The sequence below is a fragment of the Desulfurococcaceae archaeon MEX13E-LK6-19 genome (assembly GCA_029637525.1).
Taxonomy (GTDB): Archaea; Thermoproteota; Thermoprotei_A; order Sulfolobales; family Desulfurococcaceae; genus MEX13ELK6-19.
The window spans coordinates 527,351-549,991 of record CP072660.1; the positions used below are offsets into that span (position 1 = coordinate 527,351).

At 38.5% G+C, this 22,641-nt stretch carries 23 protein-coding genes and 4 tRNA genes; 22 read left to right on the forward strand and 5 right to left on the reverse strand.

Annotation, left to right across the window (positions count from 1 at the left end; translation table 11 throughout):
• The 7 genes from J4526_03025 (at position 1) to J4526_03055 (ending at position 6,172) form a co-directional block, all read left to right on the forward strand.
• Positions 1 to 513 carry a 50S ribosomal protein L11 gene (locus tag J4526_03025; GenBank protein WFO75848.1) on the forward strand — a complete coding sequence of 171 codons (513 nt, stop codon included), beginning with the start codon at positions 1 to 3 and terminating at the stop codon, positions 511 to 513.
• A 15-nt stretch (positions 514 to 528) separates the two neighbouring features.
• On the forward strand, positions 529 to 1,179 hold the full coding sequence (locus J4526_03030) for a 50S ribosomal protein L1 (protein WFO75849.1): 651 nt from the start codon (positions 529 to 531) through the stop codon (positions 1,177 to 1,179).
• 7 nt (positions 1,180 to 1,186) lie between these two features.
• Complete coding sequence (locus J4526_03035; protein WFO75850.1) at positions 1,187 to 2,209, forward strand: 50S ribosomal protein L10; 1,023 nt, start codon at positions 1,187 to 1,189, stop codon at positions 2,207 to 2,209.
• Positions 2,210 to 2,313: 104 nt separating this feature from the next.
• Positions 2,314 to 2,640, forward strand: coding sequence for a 50S ribosomal protein P1 (rpl12p, locus tag J4526_03040; GenBank protein ID WFO76300.1), 327 nt, complete (start codon positions 2,314 to 2,316; stop codon positions 2,638 to 2,640).
• Positions 2,641 to 2,657: 17 nt separating this feature from the next.
• Positions 2,658 to 5,402, forward strand: coding sequence for an alanine--tRNA ligase (locus tag J4526_03045; GenBank protein ID WFO75851.1), 2,745 nt, complete (start codon positions 2,658 to 2,660; stop codon positions 5,400 to 5,402).
• Positions 5,387 to 6,055, forward strand: a complete 669-nt coding sequence (locus J4526_03050) for a DUF434 domain-containing protein (protein ID WFO75852.1) — start codon at positions 5,387 to 5,389, stop codon at positions 6,053 to 6,055. The genes J4526_03045 and J4526_03050 overlap by 16 nt, the downstream gene beginning before the upstream one ends.
• A 42-nt stretch (positions 6,056 to 6,097) precedes the next feature.
• Positions 6,098 to 6,172, forward strand: a tRNA-Arg gene (locus J4526_03055).
• Between the two features lie 810 nt (positions 6,173 to 6,982).
• On the opposite strand, the gene J4526_03060 is transcribed toward J4526_03055, so the two are convergent.
• On the reverse strand, positions 6,983 to 7,759 hold the full coding sequence (locus J4526_03060; protein WFO75853.1) for a metal ABC transporter ATP-binding protein: 777 nt from the start codon (positions 7,757 to 7,759) through the stop codon (positions 6,983 to 6,985).
• Between the two features lie 78 nt (positions 7,760 to 7,837).
• Here J4526_03060 and J4526_03065 point away from each other — a divergent pair, with 78 nt between their 5' ends.
• From J4526_03065 to J4526_03090, 6 genes are all read left to right on the forward strand, one after another.
• The gene (locus J4526_03065; GenBank protein ID WFO75854.1) at positions 7,838 to 8,884 is read left to right on the forward strand and encodes a metal ABC transporter substrate-binding protein; all 1,047 of its coding nucleotides are present in this window, start codon (positions 7,838 to 7,840) and stop codon (positions 8,882 to 8,884) included.
• A complete protein-coding gene (locus tag J4526_03070; GenBank protein WFO75855.1) occupies positions 8,869 to 9,750 on the forward strand; it encodes a metal ABC transporter permease in 882 nt (293 codons plus the stop codon). Before J4526_03065 ends, J4526_03070 begins: the two co-directional genes overlap by 16 nt.
• Positions 9,751 to 9,756: 6 nt before the next feature.
• Positions 9,757 to 10,137 carry a CopG family ribbon-helix-helix protein gene (locus J4526_03075; GenBank protein WFO75856.1) on the forward strand — a complete coding sequence of 127 codons (381 nt, stop codon included), beginning with the start codon at positions 9,757 to 9,759 and terminating at the stop codon, positions 10,135 to 10,137.
• Positions 10,138 to 10,283: 146 nt separating this feature from the next.
• The gene (locus J4526_03080) at positions 10,284 to 11,720 is read left to right on the forward strand and encodes a TrkH family potassium uptake protein (protein ID WFO75857.1); all 1,437 of its coding nucleotides are present in this window, start codon (positions 10,284 to 10,286) and stop codon (positions 11,718 to 11,720) included.
• A gap of 109 nt (positions 11,721 to 11,829) precedes the next feature.
• Entirely contained in the window at positions 11,830 to 12,474 is a 645-nt protein-coding gene (locus J4526_03085; protein WFO75858.1) for an NAD-binding protein, read from the forward strand.
• 6 nt (positions 12,475 to 12,480) lie between these two features.
• Positions 12,481 to 13,266, forward strand: a complete 786-nt coding sequence (locus tag J4526_03090; protein WFO75859.1) for a hypothetical protein — start codon at positions 12,481 to 12,483, stop codon at positions 13,264 to 13,266.
• 18 nt (positions 13,267 to 13,284) lie between these two features.
• Here J4526_03090 and J4526_03095 read toward each other — a convergent pair whose 3' ends face one another.
• Complete coding sequence (locus tag J4526_03095) at positions 13,285 to 14,562, reverse strand: tRNA (N(6)-L-threonylcarbamoyladenosine(37)-C(2))-methylthiotransferase (protein ID WFO75860.1); 1,278 nt, start codon at positions 14,560 to 14,562, stop codon at positions 13,285 to 13,287.
• A gap of 93 nt (positions 14,563 to 14,655) precedes the next feature.
• Here J4526_03095 and J4526_03100 point away from each other — a divergent pair, with 93 nt between their 5' ends.
• Complete coding sequence (locus J4526_03100; protein WFO75861.1) at positions 14,656 to 15,084, forward strand: translation initiation factor IF-2 subunit beta; 429 nt, start codon at positions 14,656 to 14,658, stop codon at positions 15,082 to 15,084.
• Here J4526_03100 and J4526_03105 read toward each other — a convergent pair.
• Entirely contained in the window at positions 15,081 to 16,763 is a 1,683-nt protein-coding gene (locus tag J4526_03105; protein ID WFO75862.1) for a hypothetical protein, read from the reverse strand. The two genes, J4526_03100 and J4526_03105, sit on opposite strands and share 4 nt — an antisense overlap.
• 170 nt (positions 16,764 to 16,933) lie before the next feature.
• On the opposite strand from J4526_03105, the gene J4526_03110 reads away from it, so the two are divergent.
• From J4526_03110 to J4526_03130, 5 genes are read left to right on the forward strand one after another with little or no spacing between them, the layout of a single operon-like run.
• Positions 16,934 to 17,251: a DUF424 family protein gene (locus J4526_03110; protein WFO75863.1), complete on the forward strand. Its 318-nt coding sequence runs from the start codon at positions 16,934 to 16,936 to the stop codon at positions 17,249 to 17,251.
• A gap of 12 nt (positions 17,252 to 17,263) precedes the next feature.
• Positions 17,264 to 18,334, forward strand: coding sequence for a 60S ribosomal export protein NMD3 (locus tag J4526_03115; protein ID WFO75864.1), 1,071 nt, complete (start codon positions 17,264 to 17,266; stop codon positions 18,332 to 18,334).
• The gene (locus tag J4526_03120; protein WFO75865.1) at positions 18,331 to 18,678 is read left to right on the forward strand and encodes a translation initiation factor IF-1A; all 348 of its coding nucleotides are present in this window, start codon (positions 18,331 to 18,333) and stop codon (positions 18,676 to 18,678) included. Before J4526_03115 ends, J4526_03120 begins: the two co-directional genes overlap by 4 nt.
• Positions 18,675 to 19,487 carry a serine protein kinase RIO gene (locus J4526_03125; GenBank protein WFO75866.1) on the forward strand — a complete coding sequence of 271 codons (813 nt, stop codon included), beginning with the start codon at positions 18,675 to 18,677 and terminating at the stop codon, positions 19,485 to 19,487. Before J4526_03120 ends, J4526_03125 begins: the two co-directional genes overlap by 4 nt.
• Positions 19,454 to 20,056, forward strand: coding sequence for an RNA-processing protein (locus J4526_03130; protein WFO75867.1), 603 nt, complete (start codon positions 19,454 to 19,456; stop codon positions 20,054 to 20,056). Before J4526_03125 ends, J4526_03130 begins: the two co-directional genes overlap by 34 nt.
• A gap of 293 nt (positions 20,057 to 20,349) precedes the next feature.
• On the opposite strand, the gene J4526_03135 is transcribed toward J4526_03130, so the two are convergent.
• Positions 20,350 to 20,467 (reverse strand) — tRNA-Asn (locus J4526_03135).
• Positions 20,468 to 20,641: 174 nt separating this feature from the next.
• On the opposite strand from J4526_03135, the gene J4526_03140 reads away from it, so the two are divergent.
• Positions 20,642 to 21,592, forward strand: coding sequence for a trypsin-like peptidase domain-containing protein (locus J4526_03140; protein ID WFO76301.1), 951 nt, complete (start codon positions 20,642 to 20,644; stop codon positions 21,590 to 21,592).
• A 21-nt stretch (positions 21,593 to 21,613) separates the two neighbouring features.
• On the opposite strand, the gene J4526_03145 is transcribed toward J4526_03140, so the two are convergent.
• Positions 21,614 to 21,688: transfer RNA gene (locus tag J4526_03145), tRNA-Val, on the reverse strand.
• Positions 21,689 to 21,808: 120 nt separating this feature from the next.
• On the opposite strand from J4526_03145, the gene J4526_03150 reads away from it, so the two are divergent.
• Entirely contained in the window at positions 21,809 to 22,297 is a 489-nt protein-coding gene (locus J4526_03150) for a hypothetical protein (protein ID WFO75868.1), read from the forward strand.
• A gap of 117 nt (positions 22,298 to 22,414) precedes the next feature.
• Positions 22,415 to 22,577: transfer RNA gene (locus J4526_03155), tRNA-Trp, on the forward strand.
• Positions 22,578 to 22,641 lie beyond the last annotated feature (64 nt).

Below are 22,641 nucleotides of genomic sequence, written 5' to 3' on the forward strand. Positions count from 1 at the left end.
ATGGCGAAAAAATCGGTTAAGATACTTGTGGAGGGTGGCAAGGCAACTCCAGGGCCACCCATAGGCCCGACACTATCTCCACTGGGTGTTAACGTAGTAGAAGTGGTTAAGGCAATAAACGAAGCTACAAAACCTTTTGAAGGACTTACTGTGCCCGTGGAAATAATTGTTGATACCGAGACAAAGAAATTTGAAGTAAAAGTAGGTGTGCCTACTACAACGGCGTTACTACTTAAAGAAGTTGGTGCAAAACAGCCGCCAGGAGACCCTGCCCACCAGAAAATAGGTGATTTACCTATCGAGAAGATTATACGTATCGCCATAATGAAGAAAGAACAGCTTACAGCAAAAACTCTGAAGGCAGCTGTGAAAACAATACTTGGTACAGCTAGGAGTATAGGTATAACTGTTGATGGTAAAGATCCTAAGGAGGTCTCAAAACTTATAGATGAAGGTGTTTATGATAGTGTTCTTGCAAAGTATGAAGAAGAATGGGAGAAAGAGGAAGAGTGATGAGGTGAAAAATGTATGCCCGTTGTTAGTAAGGAACAACTTGTTGAGGCAATAAAGAAAGCTATTGAAACTAGTCCTAAACGTAATTTCAAGCAGAGTATTGAGATGATAATTGTACTTAGAGATGTTGATCCAAGGAGCCCGGAGGGGCGTATAAGAGAAACAATATTCTTGCCAAAGGGTATAAGCAAGGAAGTAAAGGTATGTGTTGTAGCTGACGGTGAAATGGTTGAGAAGGCGAAAGAGGCTGGAGCATACAGGGTAATAACAAAGAGCGAGCTTCAGTCTCTCGGCAAGAAAGAAGCCAAGAAGATAGCACAGGAATGTGACTGGGTTCTTGTTAGAACAGATTTAATGGCACAAGCAGGTAGAATACTTGGTCCAGCTCTTGGTCCTCGTGGTAAGATACCTGTACCAGTACCTCCAGCAGCCGACATAAAAACAATCATTGAAAGGTATAAGAGGGCAGTATTCATAAGAACAAAGGATCAACCACAGATCATGTGTAGAATTGGTGCGGAGGATATGAACCCAGATGACATCGCAGAGAATGCTTTATCAGTGCTTTCAGCAATAGAAGCAAAGCTGAGAACACCTACATACAATATAGCCAAGGTAATAGTGAAGACAACCATGGGTCCACCTATAGAAGTTAAAGCGGGGTAGAGTGGTAATGGTATCTGCTGTCCAAGTAACTAGAGTTCCACGTGCAGAAAAAATTCCTGAATGGAAGATAAAAGAAGTTGAGACTCTCGTAAATCTGTTTAAGCAATACAAAGTGTTTGCACTAGCACATCTTGAAGGTCTTCCAACAGCACAGCTACAGCAAATCAAGAAGAAGCTTAGGAAGAAAGTATACTTTAGAGTATCAAAGAATACTTTGGTGAAAATTGCTCTTAAGAGAATTGGCATTGAGAACGAAGAATTATTCAATTTGCTTCAAGGACAAAACATACTGTTGTTTACCAACATGAATCCGTTTGAATTGGCCTTACTGCTTGAGAAACATAAGACCTATACATACTACAAGCCAGGAGACATAGCTGACAAAGAAATTGTTGTACCTGCAGGAAACACTGGTTTATCTCCGGGTCCTATACTTAGTACCTTTAGCAAACTAAAAATCCCAATAAGAGTCCAAGGGAACAGTATTTGGATAGCTAAAGACGTTGTTGTAGCAAAACCTGGGGATAAGATATCTGAGGACCTAGCTAGTCTCTTGCAGAGGCTGGGAATTGCTCCTAAAGAAGTTAAAATAAAGATAAAAGCGGCTTTTGAAGACGGTCTTGTCATACCGGGAGACAAACTATTGCTTAACTTAGATGAGTATAAGAATAACATCATTAATGCTTATCACAACGCCCTGAAGATAGGTGTTGAAATAGCATGGCCTGTACCTGAGGTATTAGAGTTAAGCCTCAAGAAAGCATATGTGAGAGCGATAGTACTAGCTGCTGAAGCAGGCTTCGTAACACCAGAGACCATAGAGTATGTACTAGCTAGGGCTGTCAGTAAAGCATTGGCATTAGCTAGTGTTGTTGCAGAAAAAGCTCCGGAGCTTGGACTTGAGGTAAAGAAGGAAGCCCCCAAGGAGGAGAAGAAAGAAGAGAAGAAGGAAGAGGAGAAAGAAGAGGAAGAAAAAGAGGAAGTTACTGAGGAGGACTTATCAGCAGGTCTTGGTGCACTATTTGGATAATTGTTTTTCCTACTCTTGCAATTATACATAAAAATTTAAAACACCCTATACCCCTAGTTTGAATCCACGAAGAGAAAGTTGACATAGAGACGAGGTGATGAGTCATCGAGTACATATATGCCTCTCTACTACTACGTGAAGCTAAAAAGGAAATAAATGAAGAAAATATAAAGAAAATACTTGAAGCAGCTGGTATTCAAGTAGATGAGGTAAGAGTAAAAGCTCTAGTCGCAGCACTAAAGGAGATAGACATAGATAAAGTTCTAGAGACAGCTACACTACCATTAGCAGCACCTATGACTGGTGCTCCAGCTGCTGCACCAGCTGAAGAAAAGAAAGAAGAGAAGAAGGAAGAGGAGAAAGAAGAGGAAGAAAAGGAAGAGCTTAGCGAAGAAGACCTAGCGTCTGGTCTCGGTGCCCTCTTCGGCTAACACTGAGGGACCATTCCTTGACAACAAGAGAAGAACCAGAATATTTTAGTGATTTTCTTAAATTCCATGGTTATCGTAGATATACTTGTCGTAAATGTGGAGAAAAGTTTTGGAGTCTCGTACCTAGAGAAACGTGTCCTGATAGGCCTTGTAGCAAATACGACTTTCTGATTAACGAGTACAAATCTGTTCCACGTTTATCACTAGATGAAGCTAGAAAGAAGTTCATAGATTTTTTTGAGCGCAACGGGCATGGATACGTAGATCCATATCCAGTACTTGCGCGATGGAGAAATGACCTATACTTAACAATTGCTAGCATAATAGTATTTCAGCCTGCAGTTACTGAAGGAATTGCTGATCCCCCGTATAATCCATTAGTTATAGTTCAGCCAAGTATAAGGCTTGAAGATATTGATAACGTTGGTTTGACTTTTGGTAGACACCTAACATCATTCGAAATGGCAGCACATCATGCTTTTAATAAGCCAGAGAAACATATCTATTGGGTCAACGAGACACTAGAGTATGCTTTCAACTTCTTTACAAAAGAACTTGGAATACCTGCTGAGAGAATAGCGTTCAAAGAGTCTTGGTGGGAAGGCGGAGGAAACGCTGGGCCCTGTTTCGAAGTTCTTGTCGACGGATTAGAGCTTGCTACACTAGTCTTTATGAAATACAAGGTTATTGATGGAAAATATTTGCCAAATAAACTCACGATAGTAGATACAGGCTATGGTGTTGAGCGTATAACATGGTTTACACAACAAACACCTACAGCATTCCATGCCATCTATGGAGATCTCGTCAAGAAGTTTGCTGACATATTAGGCGTGGAAGAACCTGAATATAATGTACTCAAGAATATAGCTTATTTGACAAGCGATATAGACATTAATTCTCTTGAGGAACTCGAAGAAATCGTCAAGAAGAATGGTTATAGTGAGTATATCGAAAATATTCGTTCATCAATATTCCTTTACACGCTTCTTGACCACTTAAGGACATTAGGATTAATGCTTGGAGACGGTATTGTCCCATCTAATTCTGGTGAGGGATATCTAGCAAGACTAGTACTCAGGAGATCACTGAGAACATTGTATAATCTAGGTTTCAGAGAGGATGAGTTTAAGAAAATAATACTTGATTTAATGGAAGAAGAGATAAAATATTGGCGTAATCGATATGTTTACGATAAACTATACAGGAATAGGGATTATATCCTCGATGTTATTGAGTACGAGACAAGTAAGTTTGTTGATACATTAAAACGAGGTTTAAGAATAGTAAAGAAACTACTTAAGAAAAAACACATCTCTACAGAAGATCTTATCGAGGTATATGATTCTCACGGCATTCCCCCAGAAATAATATCATCTATTGCACGTGAGAGAGGCGTAGAAGTAAGAATTCCCCCTGACTTCTATTCACTAATAGCTAAACGTCATGCTTCTCCAGGGAAACTTGTTAAAGAAAAAGAAGTAGAGTTACCCAAGGATGTTGTTGAGTGGGCAAGTAAATACCCTGAAACAAAAAGGATTTTCCATGAGGACCCGTATAGGCGTGAGACTACGGCTAAAGTACTTGGTGTTTACAAGAACTATGTTGTAGTAGACAACACGGTGTTCTATCCTAAGGCTGGAGGACAAGATAATGACCTTGGATATATGCTAATCAATGGTAAGTCTATTGAGATAAAGGCAGGATACAAAGTAGGTGATGTGATAGTACACGAGCTTGCTGATACGAGTGCTATAAAGCCTGGAGATGAGGTAAAGATCATTATTGACTGGGATAGAAGATATAAATTAATGAGGCATCATACGGCTACACATATAGTTCTTGCTGCAGCAAGAGCTGTTCTTGGAGACCATGTGTGGCAGGCTGGTGCCGAGAAAACTATTGAGAAAGGTAGACTGGATATAACTCATCACAAACCTCTTACAGCAGAAGAAATAAGGAAAATCGAGGAAATAGCGAATGCTATCATAGATAAACGTATAGGCATAAAGTTCCATACCTTAAAGAAATTTGAGGCTGAGAAGAAGTATGGACTAAGAATTTACCAAGGAGGAGCTATTGTTGCCGATAAGCTGAGAATTGTTGAGATACCGGGTTGGGATGCCGAGGCATGTTTTGGCACTCATCTAAGAAACACTGGTGAAGTAGGTGGATTAAAGATCATTAACGTCGAGAAGATACAAGATGGTGTGATAAGACTCGAATACGTTGCAGGTACTAGGGTTTCTGAATACGCTTATAGTCTTGAAAAAACAATAGAGGAAGTAGCATCGATCTTAAATACTAGCCCCAAGGAAGTCATTGTTAGCATCAAGAAGTTTATAGATACCTACAATAAGCAAAGAGAGCTTCTCAGAAAATACCGTTTGGTATTCAAGGAGAGTATTCTAGAAAAACTGAAAGAGGTCACTATGAGTATATGTGGAATTAATGTTGTAATTCTTAGGAAAGAGGTTGATGATGAAGAAGTTTACAGAGACATTATTACTAGTCTGGTTGAGAAGAACTACATAGTGATATATGATAATGGTAAGATTATCGAGATAGGATTGAATCCTGAGTTGTCGCGTGAGAAAGCTATTGATTTGAGGAAAATCGTTGAAGTACTTAAGGAGAAACACGGATTCAAAGGCGGTGGTAAAAGAGATCATGTAACGATAAGATATGTTGGTGATAGTAGTAAGGTTGTATCGGAAATTCTTGATTTACTCAAGGAGATGATTAATTGCGTAGAGAAGTAATTGATGCAATACATGACTACAGGTTTTTACTTGACAGAGGATACCCTATAAAAGCCGCTCTTGATGTCGTCTGTACCAGATATATGTTATCAAGGAAAGAAAGACTTCTTCTTTACCGTTGCGTACACAGTAGTGCTTTGGCGAGGAAAATTATACGTAAACAGAGTATCCCTCCTATGAAATCAAGAATTGTTGCCGATGGATTCAATATTTTGGCGACCCTATACACCGTATACTGTGGTGAAGAAGTCTATTTATGTGATGACGGTATAGTGAGAGATCTCTCTGGGCTACATAGTCGTGTTGCCCTATCAATAAACCAGGACTTACTCGACTCGCTTTTCACGGAAATTATCGAGGCAGTTAGCGGTAAAGAATATGAGCTAATTATTGTTCTCGACTACAATGTTAAGAAAAGCGGTGAAATAGCTTCACGTCTTCGAAGAATTATTAAAGAAAATAAGCTCGATTGGGTTGTTCTAGTGGAGAGACAAGCTGATAAGAAAATACTTGAAAAAGCCTCTGAAGGCTACTGGGTTTCCTCGAGTGACATAGTAATACTTGAAAAAGCCACAAAAATATATGATCTAGCGGGTAGTATTGTTAGAGAAAAGTATCCTAGACAAGTAGTTAAAATACCCCTGGAGAACTAGATTTAAAACCGCTTATAGTAAACCCTAATAGAGGAGAGAGGCGGGCCCGTCGCCTAGCCAGGATAGGGCGCCGGCCTTCTAAGCCGGTTGTCCGGGGTTCAAATCCCCGCGGGCCCGCCTCCCTCTTAATACCCTTCAATGCTTTTATAACATTGATATTATCGGTGATAACTATATCAACGCCTTTTCTAGATAGGTCTATTGCCTGTTCAAGCATGTTAACGGGCCATACTGCAATAAGAAACCCTTCTTTGCGGAGTTCTCTAATTAGTTTGTCGGTTAAAAAATCGATCCTAATTGATATACCATGGGCTCTGGCTTGTTTAAGTAACTGAGTTACATTCACAGGGTGTTCCTCTAGACTCAAAAGTACTTTAACTTCTTTCCAGTGTTCTGCAATATATTTAAGGTCGTCATGCCATTTTGACGTTAGAATAACTTTTTCTAGAGGGAACGAAACGGTTGTAATTATCTCTTTAATCTCATTAACTATTCCGGGCTTCTTTATATCAAGAATAACTCCTAACCCATGCTCACGGGCTAGATCTAGTGCTTCAATTAAAGTTAATGGTTTTCTCAAGTGTATTGTCTCAAGCATGTGGGCTAATTTTTCCCTGATAAGGATGGGTTTCTTGTATTGGTCTCTATGAGTTAAAATAATGTCTTTACCGTTTTTATCAACATCTACCTCAATAAGATCAGCACCCGATTTAATATATTTCTTGAACCAGTACCTAGTATTCCCTCTGTGTCCTGCAATCAATACCTTGAATGAGATGCCGTCAGGCAACAGTTTCACCAAATCACTGTTATCTCAATTATATCTGTGCACTAACACCTACTAACCCAGAACACTCTCACCTTAAAAACACTTGTAGAGAAATGGGAAGGCAATAAGAAGTCTATGAAATCGATAAGCTAGCTGTATTATATGTGTGTATCACTGATATGAATATGCTCTTTTACTGGTATGGCAGCTGCTCCATAAATTCTTCTAGTATTTTCTAGTGTAAGAACTTCATCTGGTTTACCGATAATATAGATCTCTCTGTTCATTAGGATAACTGTTTTTGTATACTTAAGTAAGAGCATTGGGTCATGGCTTGATACTATTACAAGTTTGTTCTGCGAAAGACTACCAATTAGTTCTGCAAGCTCGGCTTTGCCTACAGGATCAACGGAAGCCAATGGTTCATCCATTACCAAAATTTCAGGATCATGAATTAATGCACGCGCTATTAACACTCTTTGTCTTTGTCCTCCTGAAAGCTTCCAGAAACTCTTGAACCAAGCTTCTTTCGGAAGACCTACTTGTTCTAAAGTGTGTTTTATTAACTTCATGTTATCAAATGATACGAAAATACGTGGCCATCTCTTCTTATGAATTAGCAACGAATTCTCAATGACCTCCCAAGCAGTTATTGGAAATACCTGTTTCTCTGAAGCCACTAGTTGTGGAACATAGCCCATGTATAGGCCGGCTTTTTCGGGTAAGCCTGTGACGTTAATTTCATTAACGTAAATGTTCCCGGATATAGGCTTAATTAAACCAAGTATTGTCCTCAATAATGTTGTTTTACCAGCCCCATTAGGTCCTAGAACCTGAATTAATCCAGGACCCCTCAATTCGAAACTCATATCCTTTATTACAATAGTATCACCGTATGCTACAGTAAGGTCTGATACTCTTAGCGAGACAGTCATTTTAATACCATCCTCACTGTGCACACTCTAAATAAAATTTATAGGAAACTGTGCATAAATTCTTTGTGGGCGTAGAAAATGCATAAGTACGGCTGTGCAACGATACTGCTGCTAATGCTGTCAATAGTAATGTCAGCTAATTTGATCACTGCTGGCAGTAATAATGATGATGGTTTACTTATTGTTGTTACTTTCAGTAATCTCGTATATGATATCAAGCCCCTTCTATGTGAAGGAGATGAGATAGCATATATTGTTCCACCTGGAGTAGACCCCCATGAGTACCAGCTTAAACTTAGTGATGTAGAACTATTAAAGAAGGCAGACTTAATAATTTCAACAGCTCATGCACCATTCGAACTTGAGATAAAGAAGCGTTCCGACATTAATGCAACTATAATAGAGATACCCTTCATAGATAACATAACATTGCTAACAAACCCCATGACAGGCAACTATAACTATCACATGCCTATTTATGATCCAAGGAACTATATTGTCTTCATAAATTATGTTGCAGAGAAACTCGCTCAATTACGTCCTGCGTGTAGAACACACTATCTTGTTAATGCGGCTAGAATTACTGGTAGAGTAATGGAACTAATGGAGTTCGTGAAAACATATGGTAATAAGACATTGAGTGCTGTTGGTGACAAACCGTTTGTACAGTATGGTGTTTCCTGGCTAGGTATTGATATAAAGTACTTGCTTATTAGAGAGCATGAAGCTCCTGTTACAGCTCGTGACTACGAGAACGTATTGTCGATGATTAGTAATAGAGAAGTGGATTTAGTAGTAGTGTCAAGTCCTCCGGTTGACCAGTCTTCTCGTTATTTAATTGATCTTGCTGATAAGTATAATATTCCTGTGCTTTATGTGCCTGTACCGTTTTCCCAGTCAAGTTTTCTTGAGAAACTAGAGAATATTTCAAATCAATACGTGAAAATAAGAGTACTGTCTTCTCTAAATACTGAGCAACAATGTGAAGAAATCATAGTACGGGAAAACACTATGGTATTCGAGCCTAGGATAGTTTTGGCTTTAACAATAGTAGTGGTCTCAGTGGTCATTAGTCTGCTTTATTACAAAACCAAGAAAAGGTGGTTTGAATGGTTGAGAGAATAGGAACATTAGTTATTGTGAACTCCATAGTGGTGTTAATAGCCCTAGCTATTATCTTGTCAATATTCATTGATCCGAGATGGGTTATAGTTATGGTTTCAGCGTCAATAACATTTGGCGTACTTGCACCTGTTGTTGCAGTGCGCCGCCTCTATTTTCTTGCAGGTGCTGTGCCCCACTCTGCTCTCCTAGCTGTGGTAATTGCGATACCGCTTGCTAGAATCCTTGGGCTCCTGGATGAGTATTTCTGGTCTATAATTATTGGAACACTATTGATTTACTGTGTTGGCTACGCTATCTATCGTGGTGTAGATGCTGATACTGCTACAGCTGTTTTTGTTGCTTTAACAGCTTCGCTGAGTGTTATTGTACTCTACTATGTTCTAACAAGTTATCCTCTCCAAACTAGCATATGGGCATTCATAGTTGGTGATCCATTGCTTGTAAGCTGGAAGGATGTTTACATAGCATTAACAGTATCAGTCATTGTGTTTATAGTTGTTGTATTAACCTATAGAGAACACGTTGTAATAGGTATTGATAAGGACTGTGTAAGACTTGCTGGAATAAAGGTTAAATTCTATGACTGGATTCTCTTTACAGTACTTGGAATAGCAACTATCACTATGCTTAAAATAATAGGGTTTGTGTTGGAACATGTGTTTATACTTCTCCCTGCGGCCATAGCCACAACTAGTTCAGAAAGTTCTTTTAATGCATTCTTAGTAAGCTTGGCTGTAAGCATGTTTGCTGCTTTAACAGGACTATACGTAACAGTGGTTACTGGGTTTGCACCAGCTGGTATCACCGGGCTTATGTTATTCTCGGTATATCTTGGAGTTCTTGTTATGAAAAAGATAAGGGGCTGATGATTAATGGCGAGTAAAAAAAGATTCGGGATATCATTGCCTTGTAATCTAGCTGATCAACTTGATCAGTTGGCAAAAATACTTGGAACAAACAGATCTGTTATTGTAAGAGAGGCTGTTAAAGAGTATATACATGATCACATGCACTACATGTACCCTCATACTTGTTGTGGAATAATTATAGTCACTGGCTCAATTGACCATGAGAAACTATTCAATATACTTGAAGACTATCATGACATAATACACAGTTTTAATCATGTACATTTAGACGAGAAATGTATTGAAATAATATTTGTAAACGGAGATTCCAGAAAAATACAGGAGCTTCATAAAGTTCTTATGTCTATGCCGGGTTGTATGGCTAGGTATATTAGTGTACATTAAGTCATAAGAAGACCCTACTGGCGACCCGAGTCCTTACATAAACTCTATTTATATACCTATTGTCTAATATGGTGTTAGTACTAGAGCTTAGTGGCAAATCTGGAGAGAATACTGAACTAGGTAACAGGTCAGGAGGATGACCATAATTGAATTGGCGAGGTATTTTAAAGTCGTTGATGGGACTAAATGGTGTCCTAGGTATTTTGATGCTAAGTGTCCCGATTATAGATTTAATGACGGGGAGAGAAGTATCATACCCCTTTCTTATAGGTTCGCTTATATTCGTGTTGATGGGATTGTTTTCCGTGAAAATCGAGGCGGAATCTCTATCTCTAATTGATGGATTAATGGTTGTGGCGCTTGCATGGCCTCTTATCTCGTTTGAAGGAGCAATAGTTCTTATGGCTACAATAAATATACCGTTAGTTGATGCTTGGTTCGAAAGTATAAGCGGTTTTACTGGGACTGGTTTCACTGTTCTTGAAGGACTTGATCATATGAAACCGTCTATAGTAACGTGGAGGAGTATAATGCAGTGGAGTGGTGAACTTGGTTTCGTTGTTTTCGCGATGGTTCTTCTCCCCTACTTCTATAGGATAAGTCGTGCTGCATATGGTTTAGAGAGACCAGTTAAAATAGAAGCATCTTTCTACAAAACGGCTGTAAGTCTTATCAAGATATATGTCATACTAACGCTTGTCGCACTGATTTCATATATTTATACTGGAATGAACTTTTATGAGGCGTTTAACCATGTACTCACTACTATAGCTACCGGAGGTATGTCAACGTATGATAAAGGGTACCAAGTAATATTTGAGCGTGCACCATTAACGTATTTGCCTGTTATGGTGTTCATGTTTATTGGAGGTATGAACTTTTACTTGATAGCCAGAGTGTTTAAAGGAGATCTACGTTCACTTCTTCAAAGCGAAGAGTTCAAGACCTATTATGTATCAATGATAGTTCTTGTTATCGCATTAACAGTGTCTTACGTTTTTACTGAAGGAATGGATGTTGGTAGAGCGGTTGTAGAGGCGCCTTTTAATCTCGTATCGGGTATGACTACTACAGGATTCAGTATAGGTAAACCGTTGAGCGAGTTAACTGATACATCTAAGGCTATAATTGTTGCCTCAATGTTTTTAGGTGGCATGATGTTTTCTACGGCTGGAGGAATAAAAGCAATTAGACTGCTCATCATTCTGAAGAAATTTAAAGACATGTTTGTGCGATCCATAGTATCCATACCCATAGGGCGTAGATTAACGATTGATGGTGCTCCTCTCCATGATGAAGATGTGATCCAAGCTTCATTGTTCATAATACTTCATACAGCAGCGGTATTTATTGGTGCAGTTCTACTTAGTTTCTATGGATACTCTTTTATTGATTCATTATTTGAAGCAACGTCTGCAGCAGGTTGTGTAGGTTTAAGTGTTGGTATAGTCTCACCTGTTGCTCCGCTTGGTGTAAAAATAATTATAATGATATTGATGATATTGGGAAGAATAGAATATACACATCTAGTTCTCATATTTGCTCTCATTTATGGTAGAAAAATAATTAGAGCAGTACGATAAAACATATGAATTAGTGGGATAGCAGAAAGCTAGGTTTTTATCTAGACTAAAACATTTAGTAGAGTAAAAGTGATGAACAGAAGAAACGTTAGTAATGGGGGTATTTGTATTGCGTATACTGATTGTAGGCGGTGGGATGGTCGCTGAAGAACTACTTGAACGTCTTGACTTGAGGTCTAACGAGGTTTTTGTTGTTGAAAATAACCCTGAAAGAAGTAAGTCTTTGACACAAAAATACGATATAACGGTAATCAATAGAGATGCAACAGACGTGTCATTATATACAAGCGAGATTAGAATGGATGAGATTGATGCAGTTATAGCATTAACGGGTAAAGATGAGATTAATTTGTTTGTCTTGGCAATAGCAAAGATATATAACGTACCCATAAGAATGGCTAAGGTAACGAGTACTAGGTTAGCAGAGTTCCTTCAAAGTCTAGGTTTAGGTATACCTATATGTCAGCCTTCATTAGTTTCTACGATGATTTCTAACTATTTGAACTCTATTAGGGAACCTTGGCTTCTAGGTGTTGTTGGTGAACATAGGATATACTTGATAGCTCTTGCAGAAACTGATATAGCTGTTGGACAGAAAATATCCGAGCTAGGGTTGCCTGAGGATGTCCATGTTGTACTTGTGTTTGATGGTTCAAGTATATATTTTCCAGGAGAAGAATTTGTATTAAAGCCCGGGTACCAGATACTTGTATTGTCTAAGACGAGTGATGTAGTCAAGTACTTTAAGGGATAAAGGGCAATGAACGGTATAGAAGCTATTACCATAGAGAAGTTGTTAACAGAATACTCTTGGTTCATAATAGTTCTTCTACTAATAGTTGTTGCAAGAATACTCCTTACAAGAATAGTCACGATACTTTTTGAGAGAGGAATATTTTCTATTGGAACAAAAGCAATGCTTACTAGAATTATCGATACAATAATGATAATTGTAGTAATAATAGCGATATTACAAGTATTCCAAGCACCAATGGTCGGCTACTTAGTAATGGTGATATTTGCTGCGATGATACTTATCCTATTCTTCTATGAAATAAGAGAATTCACTGCATATGTATCCCTGCAGCTACTCAGACATATTAAGGGAAGAAGTCTGGAAATACACCTCCCAGGGCACGGACAACCTGTTTATGGAAAAATAGTTTCAATGGATCCGATGTCCTCAATTATTGAGGACATCTATGGGAATAAATATTTTGTCGCGAACTCCATACTAGTTAATGCCATAGTTAAGGAAAAACATCCTAGTATACACATAAGGCTAACTCTGGCAAGAAAGGGTGGATTAACGCTAAAGGAACTTATCGAAAATATTGTCGGAATATTTGGATCAAGTGATCTACCTACTTTCAGGCTTCATGAAAGCCAGATTGAAATTGTGAAAGTCGAGGGTGATAGAGTAACTCTGGATATATTTGTAACACCAATAACGATACCTGTAAGAGTATCTGATCTTGTGAAACTTGTTGAAATACTTAGCTATAGATTAAGAGATTACGAACCTTCAATAGAGCTGTTCAGGTAAAGTATGGAATAATTTTTATTAAATCTTTACACCCCTCAAGTCAAAGAATGTTGCATTGGTTATCTTTGCTTTAATCCATTCTCCTTTCTTAAATCTTGTGATATTAGTTATAACAACTGGTGTGTAGTTATATAATCGTGCTGTAGGATGCGGAAGAGTATTTTCTACAAGAAGTACCCTAGCAGTACTGCCTATGTACTCACTATTCTTCTTTAGACCGATTTCCTCTATGAGTTTAAGCACTTGGAGTGAACGTCTTTTCTTTGTTTTCGTATCTATTTGGGGTAGTTTTGCAGCTAAAGTATTTGGTCTCACACTATACTGTGCTAAATGTACTCTTTCGGGCTCAATTTTCCTTAGTAATTCTATCGTTTGGAGAAAGTCATCTTCAGTCTCGCCAGGATGTCCTACAATGATATCTGTTGCAATTGTTATTCCGGGTATTTTCCTCCTAAGGAAATTAACTATCTCTACAAATTCTTCTACAGTATATCTTCTCCTCATAACTTTCAATACGTTATTGCTACCGCTTTGGACAGGTATATGCATGAACTTATAGACTTTGGGATGTCTGAGCACCTCAACAATATCATCAACAATATTTCTTAGAGTATCAGGGTTTGTCATTCCTATTCTTATCATAAAGTCTCCTTTGATTTCTGTAATTCTTCTTACTAGTTCTGGCAGCATTTGTTTGCCATAAAGGTCTATTCCGTAGACGCTAGTGTCCTGGCCTGTGAGCTCTATCTCTAGAGCACCTTTCTCAATTAGGTTCTTGACTGTCTTTACGATAATATGTATTGGGTGGCTGACAACTCTTCTCCTAGCGTTTTTTACTATACAAAAACTACAATTACCCAAGCATCCTTCTTGTATAGGGATTACCGCGATACTGTTTTCTAGCCATAACCCCACGCAGTTCCTATCTCTTTCTCCATCGAGAAGAATTGTTCTTTGCGGGGATTCTACGGCTATCCATATTCTTGATGCGTTTTGTGGAGATACAAGACTTGCTTCGGGAGCTATTTTTGCGACGAGATATGGTTGGGCCTTGGCCATACATCCTGCTACAATAAGTTTCTTGCCTGTTTTTAAGCAGTATTCTCTAAGCGAAGTTATTCTATTGATCATTTTTTGCTCGGTATCATATCTAACTGTACATGTATTAACTATAATTACATCGGCTTCTGTAACGTTATCGACTATACTATGACCTCTCTCTACCAATACGCTACGCATTATGTATGAATCTCCTTTATTTAATGCACAGCCATAAGTCTCTATGTAGACTCTCATATCTCTTGTACCGTAACACAAAATATGTAGTATAGCCCCTACTTAATTTTATCATAGGCGTAATGCTGCGTACAGAGTATATGGGTGTTATGCATGGTTAAAAGCATTAAAGAATACAGCTACGAGGAATTACTTGACAGGGCGTTATCTCGTTTACCGAAAAAAGAAGTTAAGCCAGGTCATTTTGAGGTACCAAAAGCTGAGGTAATCAATGTTGGTAATAAAACTATCATAAGGAACTTTAAGTATATAACAGAATACCTTAATAGAGAACCAAAGCTGCTAACCAAATATTTTGTTAAAGAACTTGCTGTTCCTGGAACAATTGATGAAGCTGGGGCTCTAGTACTTCAAGGCAAGTTCTCGGCGATGATTATAAATAAGTTGATCGAGAGATTCGTCAAACTATACGTTATATGCCCTACTTGTGGAAGCCATTACACAGAGCTTATAAGGGAAGGAAAAGTGTTTAAACTAAAATGCCTTGCTTGCGGTGCCGAGACTACACTGAAAGCTTTCTAACGTCTAAACTTCTTTCTGAAAGCTCTTTTTAACAAGTATGTTCTACGTGGCTTATACCTAAAGATCTCTGATTTCCACTTGTAGTAGAAGAATATCGTGATCATAAGGATGAACAGTGTTGGAGCAAATGTGGCTATAGTTACTGGCCAGAAATTAGGCGATTTACCTGTTGCAACGTAGTCAAAATACCATTGTACATATGAAAAGATGAAGAATGGAACACCAAAGATACCGAACAACATTGTCAATGCCATTTGCATTTTATTTATTTTGTCTTGGTAACGAGTCATTATCATATAGTTTAATGCGTCAAGTCTTCGTTCTACTCGTAGTATAAGTCTATTTATTTCCATTATTTTTGCAGCATACTCATAGAGCTCCTTCATATCCTTATCTATAATGAAGTAACTATTTTCGGCTAGGTCAAGTATGTAGCTAAACTTTTCTTTAAGGTCAACTAGTTCATCAAGATTACGTGGCTTCCTTAATGTTAGGTGTTCGATCACTCTTAATGACTGTCTAATATGGTTTAAAAGCTCGAATACAGTTAAATGCTTCAATCTTAGCCTATATCCTATTTCTGTTGGCCCCAAGTATTTTCTTGAAATAGCTATGATATGGGCGTTGGCTTCGGTAACGAGTACTGTAACGCGTGTTATGTTTTGTCTGTATTCCCGCTTACCTGTCTTACCTATATTGTCTAGTGGAACAAAATAGAATGATCTCTTTAATGTTTGTGTAAGTGTCTTCTTTGAAACTATTCTCCGTGTTCCATACATCATTGTGTATATTTGGGTGGAATAACTAGATAATGTGTCAATAATCTTTTTCTCTCCCTTGAGTATTTCGGTGAAAAGGACTGTATAACTTATATCCCAGGGGTTTCTTAGATTACTTTCTAGCTCTGAAAGATCTTTAATCAGTTTCCCTGTTTTGTACTCGATTATAAGTTTCTTTATGAATATGCTATACATTTCCATTACTTCGCGGATAGTTGTACGTATGGTTATCTTTTTTCGTTCACTAAGCTCGCTTTCCCTGCCAATTTTCAGTTTAAGCCAAGCATTGTAAATTATGGAAGGTATCTCTACAAGTACCTTGTCTACTTCTAATAAGTATCTTATTCTAATGACATCTCTTGAGGAAAGGGGTATATCGTATATTGGGATTATTATTGTGATAACGAATACGCCATTATGGTGTACAAAGAGCTCTACATAGCCCTTAATGTTTCCAAGCTTCTTTATAGAGGATTCTTTTTGTTCACTGAATTTTATCGTAATATCTCCAAGATAGATCCTTGCGTAATCGATTTTGCTTAGATATTCGCCTGCGAAAACTAGTATATCAGAAAGTACTCTTTGTTTAATAAGGCTAGAGACATCGCTTGGTAATTCTCCGATAACTTTGGTATATGGTTTTACCCATACACCTATTCCACCCATTCTTTTCCATCCTTTTTCTTCAAAAGTCTTCATCATGGGAAGGGGTACTAGTATAAATGCTGCTACTGGTGCGTAATCTGCTAGAAAGTCAAGTATTTTTTCTGTTATTTTTATTGTGTCTACCTCGCTTCCCGTATCAAAACTCGTTATGTAATAGAGGTCAAGATATTCTGTTGTTAGCACTTCTTTCTTTTTCTCTTGATGCTCAAGAGCCTCGAGCTTACTAGTAGTCATTACGTATCACCATAAACCTACACAATTCTTTTCTACTCTACAATATATATCTTAAGCATCACAATATCGTGATGATAATGTAGCATTTGTATTTAAGAGAGGTTATTGCAAGATATACTATAGTAAGACCCAAAGACATAGTGTGATCATGTATAGGTGATGGATTAGTAATGGTTGAAAAGGATGTAATGGTGTATGTTAAAGAGCATTGGTGGGGAACTGATCACGTAGTAGCGGTATGTGATATGAATTTATTGGGGAAGGTACTTGATAATAGAGGGGTAAAGTTCTTTGTAGACCCGGTTTTCTATGGCGGAGAACTAGTGAGTATCGAGAAGGCTATAGAGCTTATACGCAGATCTACTATAGCGAATCTTGTAGGGAAAAACATTGTAGAAGCAGCTATTAATGAGGGTTTAGTTCATCCCGATGCTGTTATTGAAATTAATGGAGTCCCTCATGCACAAATAATAAAAGTTTTTGAGTAAGGTGCCGATGCTATGAGATATTGTGTTAAATGCGGAAAGCTAGAAGAACCTGATAAACCACTTATTAACGGTCTTTGTCCCGATTGTTTCATCAAATATAGGGGTGTGTTCAAGAAGACGCCAGTGCTAAACATAGTTATTTGTAGCAAATGTGGCATGTGGAGACATTCCGGGAAATGGCAAAGCTATTCTAGTTTAGAAGAAATAGTAGCACAATCACTTAACGCTGTATACAGGAAATTCGTAAATGATGGTATAGAATATTTGGAAGTTAACGATGTGCGGGGGATTCATAGGGCGACACGTGAGTATTATGAAGCACTTGTTGATTTGTCTATTCTATTTAAAGGGGGAGCTTATGCTACAACAACGAGTATTGTTAGGTTTAAAATAGAGAAAATAGTATGCCCACGTTGTTTGCGTAAAGCGGGGAAAGCCTTCAATGCATTAGTTCAAGTGCGTAGTGAACGTGGTTTCTTAACTGAAAACGAGATTGATTATGTTTATGACATTGTTGCTGAGGATGGTATTGCTGATGAAGTTATTGAAATTAATGAGAACAAGAACGGTATTGATATTAAGATATTGGATCCCGTTGTAGCGAAACGTATTGCCGCTATTATTAGTCGTGATAAAGGGGCAAAGGTTATAGAAACGTTTAAACTTAGAAAATACGATCCATCACGAGGGATAAAGCAAGGCATCACAACGATCTCGGTCAGGTTGCCAGATATATCTGAGGGAGACATTGTCCTATATAATGGTGAGCCAGGTATAGTTAAGAGATTTAGTGGGACACGCATCATTATAGAAAAACTAGATGGGAGTGAAGTAAAGGTCTCCATGGAAGATTATTGGCGTGGTATAGTTAGTAAGCCTAAGGATCTGGTCATGGAGAATGAGTACACGGTTGTAGGCTACGATAGTTCTTCAATATATCTTGTCGATAACGTTACGGGAGAATTCATAGAATACCCTAGATCAGCAAGTCTTTATAACCTTAAACAGGGTGATAAAATGCGTGGATTTAGAATAGGGAACAGGCTTTATATTGTTAGAAGTACTGATCTAAAGGGTGGTTGATGGATTTGGCTAAGAAAAAGAAGAAACGAGGTATGGAGGAATCCCGTAAAGAACCCCCGTTGCCAGGTGAAGGAGAAGTATTATGTGGAGTCATAAGACTCGTTGGTGGTGATCACCTAATCGTAAAGTGTCTTGATGGAGAAGAGAGAATGGTTAGAATTCCGGGTAGGATGAGGAGGAGAGTATGGATGCGTGAAGGAGATATCGTTCTTGTTGCACCGTGGGATTTCAATCCTAAGAAAGGAGATATTGTTTATAGGTATGATAGAGGCGAGGTAGCGAAACTCATTGAGAAAGGTGTGTTGCCAAAAGAATTCCTTGATGCGTTGAGTGAACTGATATGAGTTATGATGATTTTTTAGATAAAAAATTCCGTGAACCCCGTGAGAAGAGAATTAAGGATAAAGATCTTTATGAGACTGTTGAAGAAGTTTTTGATACACGTACTGTTATGACTATTTATGAGCTTATGCGACGTCGTGTTATAAAACGAATGAATGGCGTTATAAGTACAGGTAAGGAGGCACGCGTATACCTAGCTTATTCTCCTCGAAACGAAGAATTAGCCGTCAAAATATATCTTACAGCCACCGCGGAGTTCAGAAGAGGTATAATGAAGTACATTATCGGTGATCCTAGGTTTTCATCTATACCTGGTGATACAAGAAAACTAATCTATCTTTGGACCCGTAAGGAATATCGTAATCTTAAGAAAATGTATGATGCAGGCGTCAGTGTGCCCAAGCCTATTGCTGTGCTGAATAATGTTCTTGTCATGGAGTTTATGGGAAAGAATGGAGTAAGATATCCTCTTCTGAAGGAGGTATGGCAAGAACTTTCTAAAGAAGAGCTTAAGCATATTTTTGACCAGGTTATTGATAATATGGAGAAGATCGTGTGTAAAGCAGGATTAGTACATGCAGATCTCTCGGAGTTCAATATAATGGTTAGAGATGATTTGAGTATAGTCATAATTGATGTGAGCCAAGCAGTTTCACTAGAGCACCCGAATGCTCCAGAGTTCTTGGATAGGGATATAAGGAATATTTACAGGTTCTTTTATGAGGAAGCGGGTCTGGATATACCGGGTCCCGAGATAATTGCATCGAGGATGAGAGAATGTCTAGCAGAGAAGAGAAAGGAAGACTTATAATGGGTGTGACAAGGCTTTACGAGAAGGTGCCCTTAGATAGAATAGGCGTACTGATCGGGCAAGGCGGTAAAGTTAAGGAAGAGATCATGCGGAGAACAAACACCATTATAACTGTCGACTCGAAGTCAGGCACTGTCATAATAGAGCCAGCATCCCCTTCAACGACAGCGCTTCAGTTAATGAAAGCACGTGATATAGTACGAGCTATAGCTTATGGGTTTAGTCCTGAACGAGCGTTTAGGCTTCTTGATGAAGACCAGGTGCTTATAGTAATTGACTTGAAGCAGTATATAGGAGATCATCCGAACCATATACAAAGAATCAAAGGTAGGATCATAGGAGAGGATGGGAGAGCGAGGAGAACTATTGAAGAGGTGACTGGCACTTATATCTCTGTTTACAAAACTTATGTCGCGATTATAGGTGATTTCGAGTCAGCTAATATAGCAAAAGAGTCCATTGAGATGCTTATCCAAGGAAGAAGACACGCTACTGTATACAGGTTCTTGGAGAGAGAAATGTTTATGGAAAAACGGAGACGTATGAGGGAATTATGGAAGAAATATTAACGCGGAGAATAAGAAGGCCTCTCACGATGCGGGCCTTGTCAGCATATGCTATAGCTAAGCCATTCCACCCGGGTTCCCTCTTCATCGAGGCCTAGTATTTCATTAATTCCTAAGACCTATTTAAGAGTAGTAGAAGTTGTATGCTTTTACTCTAAAAACTATGCCATAAGATCTATATATTGACCCTGTTATGTCATCTCATCTATTATGTACTAAGATATGTTATGCTTGATAGTATGACAGATCTATGGATTTCGTGAAACATGAAGGTGTGTTAAAGAGATAAGAAGTAGCGCCGGGGCGGGGATTCGAACCCCGGGCCACCGGGTTTCTGCCTCCCGGTGGTGGGAACCAGGCTACCTCCGACTGCGGTTAACAGCCCGGCGCTCTACCTGGCTGAGCTACCCCGGCACCAGTGATTAATCAATACATGTTGTCTTTTTATTTGTTTCTATTTTAGGTACTATTAGGTTAATTTAGCTATGGTGTATTAGACTTTGATCGTACTTATGTTAACGAAGTCTATAATATTTTAGGTTCTTTAAGAGTATTTTTAATTAGCAATAGCATCCCTGGGTGTTGATGGTGAAACTTGTTGACTTAAGTAAAATGTTTTCTGACATCGTGAAGAAGGCGTCAGAGAGTGTAGTAATGGTATCCACGATTATTCCATCGATAACAAGTCTATTTGTTGGCCGTGAGATTAGGGGTATTGGTTCAGGTTTTATTATTGATAAAAGACTTGTTGTAACTAATAGTCATGTAGTATATGGTGCTGACAGAGTTGCGGTACTATTCTCTAATGGTAATAAATGCGGAGCTAGAATAATTGCAGTAGATCCCTATAGAGATTTAGCTTTACTTGAAACCGAAAGCGATACCCCTAAGCCTCTAAAATTGGGTGATTCCGATAAAATTAAGATCGGTGAAATAGTATTTGCTATAGGTAGTCCTCTTGGACTACCTGGTCCCACAGTTACTATGGGTGTTGTTAGTGCTGTTGGTAGAACTATTGTTGGTAAAAGCATCACTGGCGAAGATATTGTTTTAGAGGACCTAATACAAACTGATGCAGCAATAAATCCTGGTAATAGCGGAGGCCCCCTCATAAATGCCTCTGGTGAAGCAATAGGTATAACAACAGCAATAGTTCCTTTCGCGCAAGGGATAGGCTTCGCTATACCTATAAATACCGTGAAAAGATTCTTGTATTTTATCAAGAAATATGGCAGACCTATAAGAGCTTGGATAGGAGTTTATGTAACAAAAGTAACACCAGAGTTAGCCTCTGTATATGGTCTCCCTATTGATAAAGGCTTATTGGTGGTTAGAGTAGTACCGGGAAGCCCTGCATACAATGTTGGTATGAAGGAGGGTGACATAATAGTAAAAGTTAATGGTAAAAAGGTTGAGAAAGTAAGAGAGCTTAAGGAAATAATCGAAGACTCTATTGACAAAGGATATATTGTTCTAGAATTCATCAGAGGTACAGTAAAATACAAAATACGTGTACCTATAAGTGTTGAGGAACTTTAGGATTTTCAAGAAGGGCCATAATGGGCCCGCGGGGATTTGAACCCCGGACCTCCGCCGCGTCAGGGCGGCGTCCTAACCAGGCTAGACGACGGGCCCACTTTGTGTTTGCAGCTCTGCTAGTCCAGTAACGATAATAGAAGAGATAGAGCTTTATAAGGATTATTTTTCAACAAGTAGTACATAGCGAAGTTATACTATATGAGGGTGTAGCTATTTATGGAAATTGAATTTGAAAAAGATATTCTCAATATTAGAGAATTTGTTGAAAAAGCTCTTCATTTAGAAAAGAAAGCATATAGTGACTACAAAGATACATTAATGAGGACAAGCAACAAATTTGTGTTAGAATCATTAATAACTATTACGTTGGAGACGCTTATTCATAGAGAGATCTTTAGAGGATTACTCGAAGCACTCAATCTCTTCGTGAGAGAGCGTGACAAGTTACTTTACAAAGAGATAGAAAGAGGAAGCCAAGAAATAGAGCTACTCTATCAAGCAATAGTTAATCACTTAAACATAGAGAAAAATATGATAAAGATGCTCTCTGAGATTATTTCTTACATTAAAGAAATGAGTAATAAATATCCACGTTATAAAACCACATTAGAAATGATAGCATCAATACTTGATGCCATTCGTGAAAATGAAGAACATCATCATGAAAAAATAGCTGAAATAATATCATTAATTAGGGTTAGATAAATTATTGTAATCATGTAAAGTCGTATGGTTTTTCTGTGTAAGCCTAAACTAAAGAAACCTTATAACACCCCAACGCTTTAGAAAATAGATAGAGCCAAGTAGGCAATGACATCTGGTGGGCCCGTAGCTCAGCCAGGCAGAGCGGCGGACACCCCTCAGGGGGTTGGCCGAGGCTCCAGACCATACTACGGGTCTGAAGACCTTATGGGATGACTTAGGTCTGGAGAGTGTGCCGGGAGAGACCCGTAGGTCGGGGGTTCAAATCCCCCCGGGCCCACCATTTTGTAATTATTTTTACGGTGTAGCTCTACTGCTTTCTCTAAGACTAAAACTAGATTTAATAG

Bases quoted from the DNA above. Each gene is read 5' to 3' on its own strand.
- J4526_03025 (WFO75848.1), top strand. From the start codon at position 1: ATGGCGAAAAAATCGGTTAAGATACTTGTGGAGGGTGGCAAGGCAACT.
- J4526_03030 (WFO75849.1), top strand. From the start codon at position 529: ATGCCCGTTGTTAGTAAGGAACAACTTGTTGAGGCAATAAAGAAAGCT.
- J4526_03035 (WFO75850.1), top strand. From the start codon at position 1,187: ATGGTATCTGCTGTCCAAGTAACTAGAGTTCCACGTGCAGAAAAAATT.
- J4526_03060 (WFO75853.1), bottom strand. From the start codon at position 7,759: ATGACTGTCTCGCTAAGAGTATCAGACCTTACTGTAGCATACGGTGAT.
- J4526_03065 (WFO75854.1), top strand. From the start codon at position 7,838: ATGCATAAGTACGGCTGTGCAACGATACTGCTGCTAATGCTGTCAATA.
- J4526_03070 (WFO75855.1), top strand. From the start codon at position 8,869: ATGGTTGAGAGAATAGGAACATTAGTTATTGTGAACTCCATAGTGGTG.
- J4526_03075 (WFO75856.1), top strand. From the start codon at position 9,757: ATGGCGAGTAAAAAAAGATTCGGGATATCATTGCCTTGTAATCTAGCT.
- J4526_03090 (WFO75859.1), top strand. From the start codon at position 12,481: ATGAACGGTATAGAAGCTATTACCATAGAGAAGTTGTTAACAGAATAC.
- J4526_03095 (WFO75860.1), bottom strand. From the start codon at position 14,562: ATGAGAGTCTACATAGAGACTTATGGCTGTGCATTAAATAAAGGAGAT.
- J4526_03100 (WFO75861.1), top strand. From the start codon at position 14,656: ATGGTTAAAAGCATTAAAGAATACAGCTACGAGGAATTACTTGACAGG.
- J4526_03105 (WFO75862.1), bottom strand. From the start codon at position 16,763: ATGACTACTAGTAAGCTCGAGGCTCTTGAGCATCAAGAGAAAAAGAAA.
- J4526_03110 (WFO75863.1), top strand. From the start codon at position 16,934: ATGGTTGAAAAGGATGTAATGGTGTATGTTAAAGAGCATTGGTGGGGA.
- J4526_03115 (WFO75864.1), top strand. From the start codon at position 17,264: ATGAGATATTGTGTTAAATGCGGAAAGCTAGAAGAACCTGATAAACCA.
- J4526_03125 (WFO75866.1), top strand. From the start codon at position 18,675: ATGAGTTATGATGATTTTTTAGATAAAAAATTCCGTGAACCCCGTGAG.
- J4526_03130 (WFO75867.1), top strand. From the start codon at position 19,454: ATGTCTAGCAGAGAAGAGAAAGGAAGACTTATAATGGGTGTGACAAGG.
- J4526_03150 (WFO75868.1), top strand. From the start codon at position 21,809: ATGGAAATTGAATTTGAAAAAGATATTCTCAATATTAGAGAATTTGTT.